The organism is Streptomyces griseochromogenes (assembly GCF_001542625.1).
Lineage (GTDB): Bacteria > Actinomycetota > Actinomycetes > Streptomycetales > Streptomycetaceae > Streptomyces > Streptomyces griseochromogenes.
Map to the genome: position 1 here is coordinate 550,977 of NZ_CP016279.1, position 15,265 is coordinate 566,241.

Annotated in this window: 10 protein-coding genes; 9 read left to right on the forward strand and 1 reads right to left on the reverse strand. The window is 72.3% G+C overall.

Annotated features, from left to right (window positions below; translation table 11 throughout):
* The first annotated feature begins 52 nt into the window (after positions 1 to 52).
* The 4 genes from AVL59_RS02565 (at position 53) to AVL59_RS02580 (ending at position 4,641) form a co-directional block, all read left to right on the forward strand.
* A complete protein-coding gene (locus AVL59_RS02565) occupies positions 53 to 946 on the forward strand; it encodes a nucleotidyltransferase domain-containing protein (protein WP_067299579.1) in 894 nt (297 codons plus the stop codon).
* A complete protein-coding gene (locus tag AVL59_RS02570; protein WP_067299580.1) occupies positions 943 to 2,094 on the forward strand; it encodes a GNAT family N-acetyltransferase in 1,152 nt (383 codons plus the stop codon). The genes AVL59_RS02565 and AVL59_RS02570 overlap by 4 nt, the downstream gene beginning before the upstream one ends.
* Before the next feature lie 61 nt (positions 2,095 to 2,155).
* Positions 2,156 to 3,514 carry an MFS transporter gene (locus AVL59_RS02575; RefSeq protein ID WP_067299581.1) on the forward strand — a complete coding sequence of 453 codons (1,359 nt, stop codon included), beginning with the start codon at positions 2,156 to 2,158 and terminating at the stop codon, positions 3,512 to 3,514.
* A gap of 56 nt (positions 3,515 to 3,570) precedes the next feature.
* Positions 3,571 to 4,641 (forward strand): GNAT family N-acetyltransferase, encoded by a 1,071-nt coding sequence (locus AVL59_RS02580; protein WP_067299582.1) that lies wholly within the window; start codon positions 3,571 to 3,573, stop codon positions 4,639 to 4,641.
* A 275-nt stretch (positions 4,642 to 4,916) separates the two neighbouring features.
* Here the strand turns inward: AVL59_RS02580 and AVL59_RS02585 are convergent, their stop codons facing one another.
* The gene (locus AVL59_RS02585) at positions 4,917 to 6,365 is read right to left on the reverse strand and encodes a glycosyltransferase family 39 protein (RefSeq protein WP_067316814.1); all 1,449 of its coding nucleotides are present in this window, start codon (positions 6,363 to 6,365) and stop codon (positions 4,917 to 4,919) included.
* A 479-nt stretch (positions 6,366 to 6,844) separates the two neighbouring features.
* Here AVL59_RS02585 and AVL59_RS02590 point away from each other — a divergent pair, with 479 nt between their 5' ends.
* The 5 genes from AVL59_RS02590 (at position 6,845) to AVL59_RS47385 (ending at position 15,230) form a co-directional block, all read left to right on the forward strand.
* The gene (locus AVL59_RS02590; protein WP_067299583.1) at positions 6,845 to 7,138 is read left to right on the forward strand and encodes a lactococcin 972 family bacteriocin; all 294 of its coding nucleotides are present in this window, start codon (positions 6,845 to 6,847) and stop codon (positions 7,136 to 7,138) included.
* Positions 7,139 to 7,305: 167 nt separating this feature from the next.
* Positions 7,306 to 9,414 (forward strand): hypothetical protein, encoded by a 2,109-nt coding sequence (locus AVL59_RS02595; protein ID WP_067299584.1) that lies wholly within the window; start codon positions 7,306 to 7,308, stop codon positions 9,412 to 9,414.
* Between the two features lie 43 nt (positions 9,415 to 9,457).
* A complete protein-coding gene (locus AVL59_RS02600; protein WP_067299585.1) occupies positions 9,458 to 10,114 on the forward strand; it encodes an ABC transporter ATP-binding protein in 657 nt (218 codons plus the stop codon).
* A gap of 253 nt (positions 10,115 to 10,367) precedes the next feature.
* Positions 10,368 to 11,261, forward strand: a complete 894-nt coding sequence (locus AVL59_RS02605; RefSeq protein ID WP_079146499.1) for a glycosyltransferase family 2 protein — start codon at positions 10,368 to 10,370, stop codon at positions 11,259 to 11,261.
* A 453-nt stretch (positions 11,262 to 11,714) separates the two neighbouring features.
* A complete protein-coding gene (locus tag AVL59_RS47385) occupies positions 11,715 to 15,230 on the forward strand; it encodes a BTAD domain-containing putative transcriptional regulator (RefSeq protein ID WP_079147342.1) in 3,516 nt (1,171 codons plus the stop codon).
* The last annotated feature ends 35 nt before the right edge of the window (positions 15,231 to 15,265 follow it).

Consider the following 15,265-nt stretch of genomic DNA (forward strand, 5'->3'; position numbering starts at 1 on the left):
AACCGCTCTGAAGGCACCGACGCCCCGCACCCGTTGTGAGAGGAACCATTTCGTGGATGTCTCCCTGCTGGACCGGCTGCCCGCCCCCGTGCGGGCCGAACTCGACCGGCGGCAGGCCGCCCTGCCCGCGATAGCGGCCCTGGTGGAGGCCGACCAGGACGAACCCGTGCTGCTCGCCGGCTCCTACGCCACCGGGGAGTGGAACCCCACCTCGGACCTCGACCTGCTGGTCCTCACCAGGCGGTACCGCCCGCGCCGCACCCCCGGCACCACCAACCACCCCTCGATCCTCGGGGACAGCTTCGACGGACGGGCGGGCGACCTTCCGGTCAACGTCGAGTACGTCGGCGAAGAACGTCTCCAGGACATCGCCCGGGTCCTGGAGAACACCGCCGGGGAGGACGGCACGGTCGACCTGCCGAACTTCCAGGGCCTCGAACTGCGGCTGGTCCAGCGCGTGCACCAAGGCGTCGCGCTGAGCGGTGCCGAGGAACTGGACAAGCTCCGTGCGGGACTCGACCTCGACGCGGTCCGCTCCGCGGCCACCGCCCTCGCTTTCGTGGGCACGCTCAGCCTGCTGGAGGACACGACGGTTCTGGCGAGCCCGACCCGCGAGCTGATGTGCCGGGGCGCGGCCGAATCCCTGCTGATGTCCGCGGTGAACGCCTTCGGTGTGCTCACCCACGACGGCAAACACCTGCTCACCCGCGCGGCTCGGATCGCCGAACACGACGACGTGCCAAGGCTGTTCCGGCAGATCGAAGGCCTGCTGTTCGCCGATCGCCTCGTGCACGAGGAGGCGCTCGGCCTGATCCTGGACCTGGCCGGAGACCTGTATCGCTCGTTCACCGACCCGCGCTGTCCCTCCGGGGTGCTCCGGATGCTGGAGCCCTTCGTCCCCACGTGGGGGTGGACGGGACGGGTACTCGCGGGGGAGCGCGCGTGAGCGGCGGCAGCGGCCGGGCGGCCGACGCGTGGGGACTGCTGGACCCCGATCCGCCCCTGTTCGCCTCCGAGGCGTGGCTCGCCGTCATGTCCGACCGCATCGAGGGGACGCACCGCCGCACCGTCAGCGCGCCCGGGACGCCCGACGCCACGGGCTTCTTCGCCACCGTCATCGGCGACAGCGAGGTGTCCGAGAGCAAGAACCCCTGGCAGCTGCTGTTCGAACCGTGCAGTCTGCGGACGCTGGCGCCCGAGGCCGAGGCGGCGCAGGCCGCGGCGCGCGCCGGGGGACCGGCCCGTGAGACGTGGTTCCCCTCGCTGGTGCTGATGTACCCGGGTCTCGAATGCTTCCCGACCGGTCCCGGCCGTCACCGGCCCGCCGCGCTCGACCGCGCGGTCGCGTCCGTCGTCGGTCGGGCCCGCGACGAAGGGCTGAGGTCGGTGGCCTTCCTGTACGTGCAGCCGGAGGAGCGGGTGCTCGCCGAGGCGTTGCGGCGAGCGGGGTTCGTCGAGTTTCCGCTCGCCCTGCGCTGCAACCTGAGGCCCCCCGGGACGTCGTTCGCGGACTACCGGGCCGCGCTGAGCCGCAACGCGGCCCACAGCATGGACCGCATCCGCCGCCGGATCGCCGAACGCGGCGTGACCGTCCGCCGGTTCACGCTGGACGAGCTGGACGAGGCGGGCGTCGAGCGGCTCGTCGAGCTGCGCCTGCAGCACCGTGCCAAGTACGGCCGGCGCCCCGACACGGCCGGGGAGCGGGCGCAGTTGACCGCGTTCCGCCGGCACTTCGGCGACCGCGCGGAGGTCGTGGCCGCGATGGCCGACGAGCGGATGATCGGGTTCTGCCTGTTTCTCGACGCCGGCGACGTGCGGCACGCCTGGACGCATGGCATCGACTACACCGACAGCCGGTCCAAGGACGTCTTCTTCGAGGTCTGTTACTACCGGCCGGTCGAGGACGCCTACCGTACCGGGCGCAAGGAGCTGTCCTTCAGCTACGGCGCGGAGGGCAGCAAGCTCGAGCGGGGCTGCCGTCTGGACGAGGTCAGCGGGTTCGTCCTGCCGCTGGACGACGGCGACCTGGCGTCCGCGCACAGCGCGGCACGGGCCCTCGCCCGGGGGCTCGTCCGGCCCGGGCCGGGTCGCTGACCCCGCCTCACCGGCAGCGGAGAGCAGCCACGGGAACGCACGGTACGACTACAGGAGTGTGATGGACGCCGACGCCGGCATCGCCCGCAAGGGCCTGGGCATCTTGCGTGAGCGGGGCTTCCGGTACTACTGGACGGCCCGGGCCCTGTCCCTCATCGGGGACTACGCCTTCCGTACGGCCTTTGCCACGCACATCATCAGCGTCAGCGGCTCGGCGTCCACACTGGCCGCCGCGACGGCCGTGCTGCTGGTGCCGTCACTGGTCTTCTACCTGGTGGGCGGCGCTGTCGGAGACCGTACCGCCTCCCGACGCGCCATCATGGTCTGGGTCGACGCCGCCCGGTTCGTGGTCCTCCTGCTCATCGCCGGGGTGACCTACTGGACGCCCAGCGTGGTTCTGCTCGTCGTCCTCGCCGTGCTGATCGGCGTGGCGGACGGGTTCTTCCAGCCCGCGTCCTTCGCGTACATGCTGGAGATCACTCCGAAGGAGAAGCTGGTCGCGGCGAACTCGGCGCTCTCCGTCGGCCAGCAGATCGGACTCATCGGCGGCCCGCTGATCGGCGGATTCATGGTGAGCCTCGCGGGTGCCCCGGCGACGTTCGCCTTCGACGCGGCCACTTTCCTGGTCTCGGCGATCCTGCTCCTGCTCGTCCGCGCCTCCCGGAGCACCGGCGAGGATCCGGCCGGTGCCGCGGAGCCCGACGGCGCGGCCGGGGAACCGGTGGCCGGCGGCCACCGGCTCAGGCAGGTCGGCGTGGACGTCGCCCAGGCGGTACGGTTCGTCGCCGGCCTGCGGTGGCTGCTGGTCTCCCTGGTGGTCAACGCGTGCACCAACGCCGTGTACGCGGGAGTCCTCGATGTCTCGGTGCCGCTGATCATGGCGCCGGAGGGGACCTCCGAGGGCCGGTCGCTGGGCACGTTCTACGCGTTCCAGGGCATCGGTGCGCTGGCCGGGGCGGCGGTGCTGGCCAAGCTGACGGTGCGCAGGACGGGGCCCGCCCTGTACCTCATGCTGGCCCTCATGGCGCTGTCCCTCGCGGCCACCGGTGTGACCGGCGGCGGCGCGGGCGCGCTCGCCATGGCCTTCACCTACGGGGTCGGCCTGCACTTCTTCAACTCGCTCTTCCCGAGCCTCCTGCAGGAACAGGTGCCGGACAACCTGCTCAGCCGCGTGGGCAGCCTGGCGTTCCTCGGGTTCAACGGCCTGATGCCGCTCGGCGCCCTGCTGATGGGCCCCCTGGTGAGCACGCTCGACGCCCGCGGGGCGGCCGTCGCCGCGGGCCTCGTGGCCGCGGCCACGAGCCTCGCCGCCCTGCTGTCCGCGGACGTACGCCGTCTCACCGCGGCCGGGCCCGAGCCGGACACGGGTGCGCGGCCGGACCCGGCCGACGGAGACAAGGACGCCGTCGGCCGGGTCTAGGCCCGCTCGTCACGTTCCTGCCCGACCCGACCCGACCCGACAAGAAGAGGAAGATCATGCACAGCACGGAAGTTGCGCGGCTGTCCGGTCCGTTCGACGGACCGAGCTGGGACCGGCTGGGGCCGGGCGCCGCGGTCCAGGGCGGCCGCTGGCTGACCGCGATGCTCAGCAGACTGCCGGGCGAGCCGGTCAGGGTGTCGCACGACGGCTCGGACGGCGCGCTCGGCTTCACGGGTGCGGTGGTCCGGGACGGCGACGCGTACGAGGCGTACAACCCATGGGCGATCCTGCGCCGGGAGGACCCCGTCTTCCCCGAGGTGCGGGCCCTCGGCCGACGGGTCCTGCCGCACCTCGGTGACGGCCGTGAGGCGATCCTGCCCGGACTGCTGCTGGTGGCTCCCGGATACCTCGGGGATCCGGTGGGACCGGCCGCGGACCACCCCGACAGCGTGAAGCGGTGCCTCGCCGATGTCTGTGCCTGGGCGGGCGATGCGGGTCTGGCCACCGTGTCGGTGCTCTACACCAGGCCGGCCGCCTCGCGAGTCCTGGCCCCGGCCGTCGGCGCCCTGGGCGGCGAGAGCTTCGATCTGACCACACGGTCGATGATGCCGGTGACCTGGGACGACGAGGAGAGCCTCGCGGCCGTCCGGTCGAAGCGGCGGCGTATCGAGGTGCGGCGTCAGCTGCGCCGCCTCGCGGAACACGGCTGCTCCGTCGGTACGGGCGTCCCGGACGAACTGTTCGACGAGGTCATCGAGGGCAGGTGCGCCCTGCTGCGCTGGTACGGCCAGCCCGCCGACGAGGCGGCGGAGCGGCGCCGGCTGCGCACCCTCATCGACTCGTTCGGCGAGGACCTGCTGCTCTTCACCGCCCAGGTCGAGGGGCGGCTGATCGCCCACGCGCTGTTCGTGGCCGACATGAGGACCTTGCAGAACGTCTATGTCGGCACCACGGAGCTCGGCCGGAACGTTCCGTACGCCCACCTGGCGGTGACCTATCACGCGCCCATGCGCCATGTCGGGCGCGAGCGTTACGACTGGATCGACTACGGCGTCGGCCATGGCGACACCAAGCGGACGCAGGGGTGTGAGGCCGTACCGCTGATGGGACATGTGATCCCCCTGTAGCCCTTGGTGTGCCTTCTGCACAAGGGTGCGGGCCGGCCACGACCGGTACCCCGCGGTCCGGCCTCTGCCGGCGAGCGCCGGAGGCCGAGGGGCATCACGCCCGGGCCTGCCGGTCATCGACCCCACGGCCGTGCCGGCCCGGGCAACGGTCAGGGAGGCCTTGGCCCCGGTGGGCAGCCCGTAGCCAGGGGCCACCGGACACCGTCCGGCCCCGCACCGCGTCGGGCTTCGCGGGCTCGGCACCGCTTCGCACGCCGTCGGACCGGCGGTCGGCGTCAGCGCGGGCGGCGCTCGTAGACGGTCACCCTGCGGCCGCGTACCTGCTCGTCCGTCACTGCCGTGAAGTACTCCTTGAGTACGGAGGCCTTCACCCTGTCCCGCTGTGCCGACACCGGCCTCGCCACCTCGACCGCGTCCGTGACCAGCAGAATGCGGCGCTCGGCCAGCATCGCGGCGCGGATCCGGTCGGGTCCGGCCTCCACGCCCTTCAGGGTCCCGGAGTCCTCGGGGCTGTCCCGCAGGGCGATGTCCCTCAGACCGGTGAAGTCCGCGGGGGAGACCAGCGCGGTGTCGCGCCGGGCGGCCGGTACGAAGAGCACCGCGTCCCCGGTCTGCTTGAGGCGCTGTACGTCCGCCGCCACCGACAGGACGTCGTCCACCCGGCTGGCGGGGGAGCGCTTGGCCAGCGTCTGCGGCAGCAGGGCCACCAGCGCCGTGGCGGCCACCACGGGCAGGATCCACCGGGACGCTCTCGGGAAGCGGGGCGCGGCCACCCGTACCAGGGTGCCCAGCGCCGTCCCGATCAACAGAGCGAGGCCCAGCATGCTGAACAGCACATAGCGGTCGAGGAACAGCGGCTGGACCAGGGAGAGCCCGATCAGGGTGAGCTGGGGGACGGCCAGGAGGGGAAGGCCGACGGCCGCGGTCGACAGGTGTCCCGCCGGCGGCCGGTCCAGCAGGGCTCCCAGCCCGCCGATCGCCAGCAGCACCGCAGGGCCGATCATCATGTGCCAGGTCAGCGGCGGGATCCAGGAGACCTGGTCGGACTGCCCGCGGCTGAACAGGATCAGTGGCAGCACACCCGTGGTGGCGGCCGCCGAGGCCACCGCCCAGCGCGTCCACGGTCCGCGCCCGGCCCGCGTCCAGACCAGGGTCGCGGCGTGCGCCGGCAGGATCATCAACGACAGCCAGTTGAGCAGACCGCACAGCAGGACGGTGCCGCCGTACGCCGCCCAGCGAAGCGCGTGACAACGGTCTTCGAGCAAGGTCACCAGCAGCAGTGTCGAGATCGCCGCCCCGGCCGCGACCAGGGCGTACGGCCGCCCCTCCTGGAGGTAGAACTGCGCGGCGGGCAGGAGCCCCAGGGCCAGGCCGGCGCCCAGACCCGCCCGCGGTCCGGCCAGCCGGTCGCCGATGACCGTCACGCAGGCCGCCGCCACGGCCATGGCCAGCACGGAGGGCAGCCGCAGGGTCGTGGTGCTCGGTCCGAAAGCCTCGAAGAGACCGTGCATCAGCAGGTAGTAGAGGCCGTGCACGGCGTCCACATGGCTCAGCATGTGCCAGATCTCGGGGACGGACCGCTCCGCCACCTGCCAGGTCGCGGCCTCGTCCCGCCACACGCTGTGCTGCCGGGGCAGTCCCCACAGGCCGAGGGCCAGGGTCCACAGGAGCGGTATCAGCCAGATGGGCAGGCGGCGCCGGCCGACGGCTATGTGGGAAGTCATGAAGTGGTCGAGGCCCCCGAGGTAGCGGTGCGGACCGGACACGAGCGGTCCGCGGACTTGAGGAAGAGGGACCGGGCCGCCGGTCGGGTTGCGTGGGGGCGCGGAAAAGACGCGAAGGGCACACGGTCCTGGCGGCGGGCACACGGTCCGGGCGGCGGGGGGCACGGTCCGCGCCGGGGCGGAGTTCGCCGGCCGTACCCGCGGCCAGAAATGGAAGACCGTATTCCGGAATGATGGCCGAAAATTTCCGTCAGGATTGGCGGTATTGAACCCAACGCCTCACGGCAATTTCCCGTCCACTCGCGACTTCTTCTTCGTTCGCCGCGCGCGCCGGGCATCCGGGGGTCTGCTTTTTCCGATCCTGACCTGGTTTATGTGTTGAATTGATCACGTAAATATTCGGTTGCTTTAAGTCATGCATACGATCAAGATCTGGCCTGTCCTGACCAGAACAAGATGACTTGGAGTCACTCTTGAGCATGCGAAACGGGGTCAAGGCCGCTCTCGCGACCGGCGCCATCATCATGGCCGCTGCCACACCGGCGCTGGCCGATACGGTCTCGGTCGGTGGCGGCACCTGGAGCCACGACATGGGTGCCAACACCCTGTGGTCCAACTACAAGCACCCGTACGTCCAGCACTCGTCGTCGGTGCACGGCAAGTACTGGTCCTTCAGCGGCTGCACCGCGAAGGGCCAGTGGTCCCTGGCCTCCGCGGACAAGGACCACATCCTGCCGAACGAGAACAAGGCGTACTGGTCCAAGGACTGCTAGTCATTCCGTGCCGGTAAGTCCCTTGTGGCCGTAGGCGCTTCGGCATCTGCCCACGCGTCCCGGCACGCCCGGCTGTGGGGGCGGGTCACTCGTCCCCGCAGCCGGGGTTCACCGTCCCAGCCCTGCGGGATCCGAGTTCCGGCGAGGGCCTCGAGCTAGGTAAATCCATGCTGCACCGAGGTATCAAGTTCGTCCACGCAGCCGTACTGGCGTTTTCCGCGGTGCTGGCATTTCTGTTCGTGCGGGGACTGGACGAGGACGGGGTTCTGGGCAGCTCGGCTCTTGTCTGGGTGTTCGACTCCGGCAATTCGACGACCGGTGGCCAGGTGGCCCAGGACATCGAGTCCTTCTCCGCGCGCCACGGGTTCGCGGTGGCTCGCGAGGTGCCCGATCTGAGGGACCCCGACAGCCATCGCCACCTGTATCTCGCGGCGGGCAAGAGGTCCGATGCGGCGTCGTGGCTGGATGAGGGATATCCGGAGTTCAGCAGGAATTTCCGGACGGATGTGCATCCGATCTCCGAGATCGGACAGCGTGATCCGCGCGGCTATTACTACGTCTTCGGGTCGTCCGCCGATGCCGACGCGCTGCTGGCCGAGTTCACCCGCCTCGGCCTGCAGGCCGGTGTGAGCCACCCCTTCTCCTACAGCGAGCTGGCCACCGCCTACAAGGGCGGTGCCCTGTACTGGTCCTTCTGGGTGGTCGCGCTCGCCGCGGTGACGATGTGCGGCGCGAGCGTGCTGCTCAACGCCAAGGCGTACGGGGTCCTGCGGCTGCAGGGCATGTCCTTCACGGACCTGCTGCTGCGTGATCTGAGACAGCTCGCGGTGTTCTGGTCGATCAGCCTCGGTGCCGTGGCGGCCGCGGCGGTCGCCTTCCTCGGTTTCTACAACGGCTTCGCCCGGCTCGGTCTGTTCGCCGCGGTCGCCGCGGTCCTGGCCGGCCTGCTCGTTCTCATGACACTGGCCGCACACGCCGCCGTACTCGCCCTGACCGGCAAGGTCGAGGTGCTCCGCGCCCTCAGGGGCGAACTGCCCGCCAGGGCGGCGACCGCGAGCGCCTATCTGGTGCGCGTCCCGGCCATGCTGCTGGCCCTCGGCATCGCCGTGGATGTCGCCCATGCGGGCCAGAACGTCCTGGCGCGTCAGGCGAGCCAGACCGCTTACGCCAAGGCGGGCGACGCCGTCACCATCCGGCTCAACGGAAGTCTGCGCGGCGAGACGAAACAGGTGATCAAGGAACTCGGGCCATGGCTGCGCCGGGCCGACCGGGCGGGCAAGGTCGTGGTGGCCGGGCGCCGCGACCTCCAGAGCATCGCCCCGACCTCCCATCTGCCGACCGGTGAGGTGCTCTTCGTCAACGAGACCTTCCTGAGGAAGCAGCCGGTCCTCGACCCTGCGGGCCGGCGCTACGGCCCGGCACCCCGGGACGGCAAGGCTCCCGGGACGCACGCGGTGCGGCTCATCGTCCCGCAGTCGCTGAGCGCCCGTACCCCGGCCATCGCCACCGCGGTTCGCGGGGTGCTGGACGTGGGTTCCCGCCGGCACATCCGCGTGGAGGCGTTCCGGTCGAGGAACGGCCAGCGCGTGTTCGCCTACAACCCCGGCAGTGAGATCTACAACGCGGCCCACGCCCCGGAGGAGGACCGGTCCCTCGTCCACGACCCGGTCGTCGTCGTGATCCCCAACGGGTCGGACGTCATCGACGACGACCTCTACACCGCGTTCGCCAGCCAGGAGGGGATCGTCTTTCCCGACCCGGCCGACGTCCTGAGCGCCGTCGACGGCAAGGGGCCGGGCAAGCTGTCGACCTACGTGGCGGCCGTGCGTCCTGTCGCCGAGAACTCCGCCCTGAAGAGGAGGGACGCCGTCCGGGAGCTCCGGCTGGACCTGTTCAACCTCGTCGTGGCCGTGGCCGTGCTCCTCATCGCCGGTGTCGGCGTCTGCATCATCTACTCCCGCAAGAACGCGCAGGCCATCTTCGTCCAGCACATCAGCGGGTGGAGATACGCGACCACCCACCGCTTCATCCTCGCCGTGGAGGCGGCCCTCGCGGTCGTGCTCGCCACCCGGGTGCCGTTCGAGAACTGGCTGCACAACCGGAAGTACCGGGAGTTCGCGGACGCCGGGATCCCCGCCCCTTACCCGCCCGCTCATCTCACCGCGGTGGACGTCGGCGTCATCGCCGGGCTGGTGACCGTCGAGCTCGGCGCGGTCCTCGTCACCCTCGCCGTGTTCCACCGCCGCATCGTCAAGGAAGGGGCGACCGAGGCATGAGCCCCGCACCCACGCATCCCCGCCACCCAGCCGGAGTACCGTCATGATCGATGTCGAGAAACTGTCGAAGGCCTTCGGCGCCCGGACGCTGTGGTCCGATGTCACCTTCACCATCGGGCGCGGCGAGATGGTGGCCCTGGTCGGCCCCAGCGGCTCCGGCAAATCCACCCTGCTCAACTGCCTCGGCCTGCTCGACAGGCCGAGCGCGGGCGCCATCCGCCACGAGGGACAGGACCTCACCCGGTTCGGCCCCCGCGAGACCCGGCGCTTCCGCCGCGACGTGCTCGGCTATCTCTTCCAGAACTACGCCCTGATCGAGAACGCCACCGTCGCCGACAATCTGGAGGTGGCCGTGAAACCGCGCCGGGCCGCGCGCGGCACGACCGGCACCGGCATCGCGGAGGCTCTCGACCGGGTCGGACTGGCGGGGCGGGAGCGGGAGCGGATCCACCACCTCAGCGGTGGAGAACAGCAGCGCGTGGCCCTCGCCCGGCTCATGGTCAAGCAACCCGCCCTCGTGCTCGCGGACGAACCCACCGGTGCCCTCGACCGCGCCAATGCCACCATGGTCGTCGACGTCCTCCGCGAGATGAGCGAGGCCGGGTGCGCGGTGGTCATCGCCACCCATGACGACGGTGTGCGCGACCGCTGCGACACCGTCTTCGCGGTGCGCGAATCCTCGCTCGTCGGCGTCTGCTGAGACCGCCGCCCGAGCGCGGTTCCCCGGGCTCGCGGGCCCGGACGCGGTCCCCGAGGGGCATGCGCCGGGCTGGGGAGGCCCCCGCGCCGTGCGCAGGGAAAGACAAGCAAACGCACGGACAAAAGCGGAGCAAAGGGGGTGTCAAGTGAATCGGGGTCCAGTGAACCGGCGCCCTTGAGGCAACATCTTGGTGAACGGCGAGCACCGCGCGGTCGGGACGTGGCGCCGCCGTCGGCCGGATGGGGTGAGGGACGTGGTGGAGCCGAGGATCGCGGTCGCCGTGGTGACCATGGGCAACCGGCCCGCCGAAGTTGACGCCCTGCTGGAGTCCGTGGCCAAGCAGGACATCGAGCCCGCCCGCATCGTGATCGTCGGCAACGGCTGCCGGCTGCCCGAGTTCGCCGAACGGCTCTCCCTGCCGGGCCGGGTCACCACCATCGACGTCGAGGAGAACCTCGGCTGCCCGGGTGGCCGGAACGTGGCCCTCGCCCGGCTGCGCGAGTACGACGACGTCGACGTCGTCGTGGAACTGGACGACGACGGACTGCTCGTGGACGCCGATGTGCTGCGCCGGGTGCGCGAGCTGTACGCGGCCGACCCGCGCCTTGGCATCGTGGGCTTCCGTATCGCCGACGAGCACGGCGAGACCCAGCAGCGGCATGTGCCCAGGGTGGGCAAGTCCGACCCGATGCGCGGCGGTGACGTGACCGGCTTCCTCGGCGGCGGGCACGCCCTGCGCATGGAGATGCTGGCGGAGACCGGCGACTGGCCCGCCGAGTTCTTCTTCGCGCACGAGGAGACCGACCTCGCCTGGCGGGCCGCCGACGCCGGCTGGAAGATCCGCTACGTCCCCGAACTGCTCCTGCAGCACCCCAAGACCTCGCCGGCCCGGCACGCCATCTACTACCGCGTCAACGCCCGCAACCGGGTCTGGCTCGTCCGGCGCAGGCTGCCCCTGCCGCTCGTTCCGCTGCACCTGGGGGTGTGGACGCTGCTCACCCTCGCCCGCACCCGTTCCACGGCCGGACTGCGGGCCTGGTTCGGCGGGTTCGTGGAGGGGCTGCGGGAGCCGGCCGGCGAGCGCCGGCCCATGCGCTGGCGGACGGTGTGGCGGCTCACCCGGCTGGGGCGCCCGCCCGTCATCTGAGCCGAAGGCCGGGCAGGGCTGGGCGAGGCCGGGTCAGGAGCTGAGCCAGGGCCGTGCGGGGGTTCGAGGGCGCGGGACAGGCCCCGGTCGGTCACCTCCGCCGACCGGGGCCATTTCAGGTCCCCGGACCAGGCCTACGGCGACACTCCCCCGAGTTGCGCGACATCACGCGCGCGCCGTCGACCGGATCCGATGGATTGATCACATCAGGGCCCACCAACAGATCGCTAACATGTGGCCAACGGTTCCTGCGTAGGTCGCGAACCGGTCGGCCGGAAGTCGCCGGGAGAAGGCGGCAACAAGCGGAAATCCCAGGGATTCCGGCCCCGACCGGTAGGCGGGCGGCGGCAGGAAGCCATGGGAAATGGGGCGGGATTCCGCCAGGGAACGGCGGGCGAGAGCCCGTCGCGCAGCACGGTCGGACAGGACCGCGGGAAGGCAGTGGGCGACGTGATGCGGCGATGCGAGCTGCGTTTCGGACTCCTTGGGTCACCCGTCCTCTACGACCGACAGTCGTACGGCATTTCGGACGACGCTTCTGAGGGGGCCTCGGACGGTGCCCTTCCGGGTTCGGGCTACGCCTCCGATCCCGTCCCCGACAACCTCCTCCACCCCATCGGCAGCCCCAAGGTGCGCGTCCTGCTCGCCGCGCTGCTGCTGGAGGCCGGCCGGGTGGTGTCGGTCGAGTCCTTGAAGGACGCCCTGTGGGGCGGGGCGCCCCCCGTGTCGGCGCAGGCCTCGCTGCACAACCACGTCACCCGGCTGCGCCGGCTGCTGGACGACCCCGAGCGGCTCAGGGCCGTGCCGCCCGGCTATCTGCTGCGCGTCGACCACGGCGAGTTGGACGTGCACGTCTTCGACGCCCGGGTCGCCGAGGCGCGCGCCGCGCACGCCCGGCGGGACTGGGCGGGTGTCGTGCGCGCCTGCACGGCCGGGCTCGCGCTCTGGCGCGGCACACCGCTGAGCGGGCTGCCCGCCGACTTCGGCGGCTACGCCCTCGTGCAGCGCCTGGAGGAGGCGCGGCTGCTCCTGCTGGAGTGGCGCTACGACGCCGAACTCGACCTCGGGGGAGCCAGGCTGGCCGGGCTCGTCCCGGAGCTGGCGGCGCTCATCGCCGGGCATCCGCTGCGTGAGGCGTACCACCGCCAGCTGATGCTCGCCCTGCACCGCACCGGCCGCCAGGCCGAAGCCCTGGCCGTCCACCGCGACCTGCGCGCCCGCCTGATCGAGGAACTCGGCGTCGAGCCCGGCCCCGCCGTCCGCGAGGCCCACATGGAGGTCCTGCGCGTCTTCTCACCCCCCAAGTCCAGAAGGCCCTCCCTCAAGTCCGCGCCTCCCCTCAGGCACACCCCCACCCCGGCCGCCGACGACCCGAACCCACCCCACCCGCCGGCCGACAGCGAGCGGCCCCGTCACGGCACGCAGGCACCTACAGCCACCGAGCCCCCTCGCCCCGGCGAACCGCCATCCACCGCCGCCGAGCCGCCCCGCTCCGACACTCCCGCACCCACCGTCGGGGAGCCGGCTCTCGACATCGTGCCCGCGCCTGCCGTCGGCGGGTCGCCTCTCCACCCCGCACCCGCGCCTGCCGTCGGGGAGCCGCCTCTCGACATCGCGCCCACGCCTGCCGTCGGTGGGTCGCCTCTCCACCCCGCATCCGCGCCTGCGCCTGCCGACGGCGGGTCGCCTCTCCACGCCGCACCCGCCGACGGCGCTTCCGCCCCGCAGGGGCCACCCGCACCCGACGACGAAAGCAGCACGGGTGGTGCGGGTGGGAAGACGCACCCGGCCGGAGGCCGGGTGCCGCCCCACACCCCGCCCGCCCCCGCCCAACTCCCGCCCGCCCCCGCCATCTTCGCGGGCCGCGCCACCGAACTGCGCGAGCTCCAGCACACCCTCGCCACCCAGCGAAGCCACCTCGCAGTGATCAGCGGCATGGCCGGCGTAGGCAAGAGCGCCCTCGCCCTGCACGCGGCCCACGCACTGCGGGCACGTTTCCCGGACGGCCAGCTGTACATCAACCTGCACGGCGCCACCCCCGGCATGCCCCCACTCACCTCGGCCCAGGCCCTCGTAGGACTCCTCCGCGACCTCGGCGCCGAGCCCCGCAGCATCCCCGAACACCCGGACGCGGCCGCCGCCCTGCTCCGCTCCCTCCTCGCCCCGGCCCGCATCCTCCTGCTGCTGGACGACGCGGCGAGCGCGGCCCAGGTGCGCCCCCTGCTGCCGGCCGGCCCCGGCTGCGCAGTGATCGTCACCAGCCGCTCCCCGCTGACCGCCCTGGACGGCGCCCGCCGCTTCCCGCTCGGCCCGCTCAGCGGGGAGGACAGCGCGGCGCTGCTGCGCGCGGTGAGCGGACGCGAGGAACTCGACGCCGGCCACGCCCTGGTCGAGCTGACCGGCAGGCTCCCGCTCGCGCTGCGGGTCGTCGCCGCCCGGCTGGCCGCCCGCCGGGCCCTGACCCCGGACGTGCTGGCCCGGCAACTGGCCGCCACCGAGGGCCGGTTGCACCACCTGGAGTACGACGACCTGAGCGTCCGCCGCTCCCTGGCCGTCGCCCACGACGCCCTCGCCGCCGCCGAACGCGAGGCCGACCGGGACGCGGCGCTCGTCCTGCGCCACATCGGCGCCCTCGACCTGTCGGCCTACGGCGCTCCGCTGGTCGCCCGCCTCACCGGCACCGACGAGCGCCGGGCCGAGGCCGCCCTGGACCGGCTGGTGGACGTGGCCCTGCTGGAGGAGACGGCGTACGGCCGCTACGCCCCGCACGACCTGGTGCGCGACTTCGCCCGCGAACTGGCCGCCAAGAGCCCCGAGCCGGCCACCGACGCCGATCTCACCGCCCTGCGCTGGTACGCCGCCGTCGCCGAGCGTGCCCTCATCGCCATCGTGGAGCCCGGTCTCGACCAGGACGACCGCCGCCGGCCCACCGCCGCCCAGCCGCCCGAGCACGGGGCGGACGTGGCGGCACTGGTGCCCTTCGAGTCCGCCGAGATGGCCTTCGCCTGGGGCGAGGTGGAGCTGGAGAACATCGTCGCGCTGGTGGAGCGCAACGCGGACACGGCCGACGACCGCCGGGCCGCGTATCTGTCCTCGCTCGTCCGGCTGTTCTTCCCCTATGTGCAGCGCGGCGGCCGGGTCGCCGAGATGGAGGTGCTGGGGCGGGCCGCGCTCGGCGTGGCGCGGCGGCTCGGGGACGCGGCGGCGGAGGCGTACGCGCTCGGCGACCTGGCGGGCCTGCACTACCTGACCGGCCGGCAGAACGACGCCCTCGCCCTCACCGACCAGGCCCTGGTGATCTGGTGCCGGCTCGGCACGGTCTCCTGGATCCGGCGCAGCCTGAACAACCGGGGGCTGCTGCTGGAGGGGCTCGGACGGTACGCGGAGTCCGGGGAGGCGCTGCGGCAGAGCCTCGGCTACTGCCGGCAGCTGAACGACCCCTACGGCGAGGCCGTCACTCACAGCCACCTCGGCAACCTCTACGAGCACACCGATCCGCGGGCCGCCATCGAGCAGCACCGCCGCTCGCTGGCGATCGGGGACGCCATCGGCGCGGTCATCGTGCAGCACACGGCGCACTGCAACATCGGCTACGCCCATCTCGCCCTCGGCGAACCGGCCGCTGCGGCCCGGCACTTCGAGGAGAGTCTGAGCATCCTCGGCGGGCACGGCGACTGGCACGGCGAGTCGCAGACCCGGCTCGGTCTGGTCCGCGCGCTGCGGCGGCTGGGCGAGTCCGAGCGGGCCACCCACGAGTGCGCCGAGCTGCTGCACCGGGCCGACGCCCGGGCCGACCGCTACATCGGCGGACTCGCCCGCCACCAGTACGGGCTGCTGCTGCGCGAGCGGGGGCGGTGGCCGGAGGCGTACGACATCTGGCGCGCGGCCCTCGCGGCGCTGGACGGTACGGACGAGCACGCGGTGCTGGAGGAACTGCGGGAGCTGCTGGCGGACGGCCCGGCGTCGTAAGAGGCGGACGGCCAGGCGTCGTAAGAGGCGTGGCA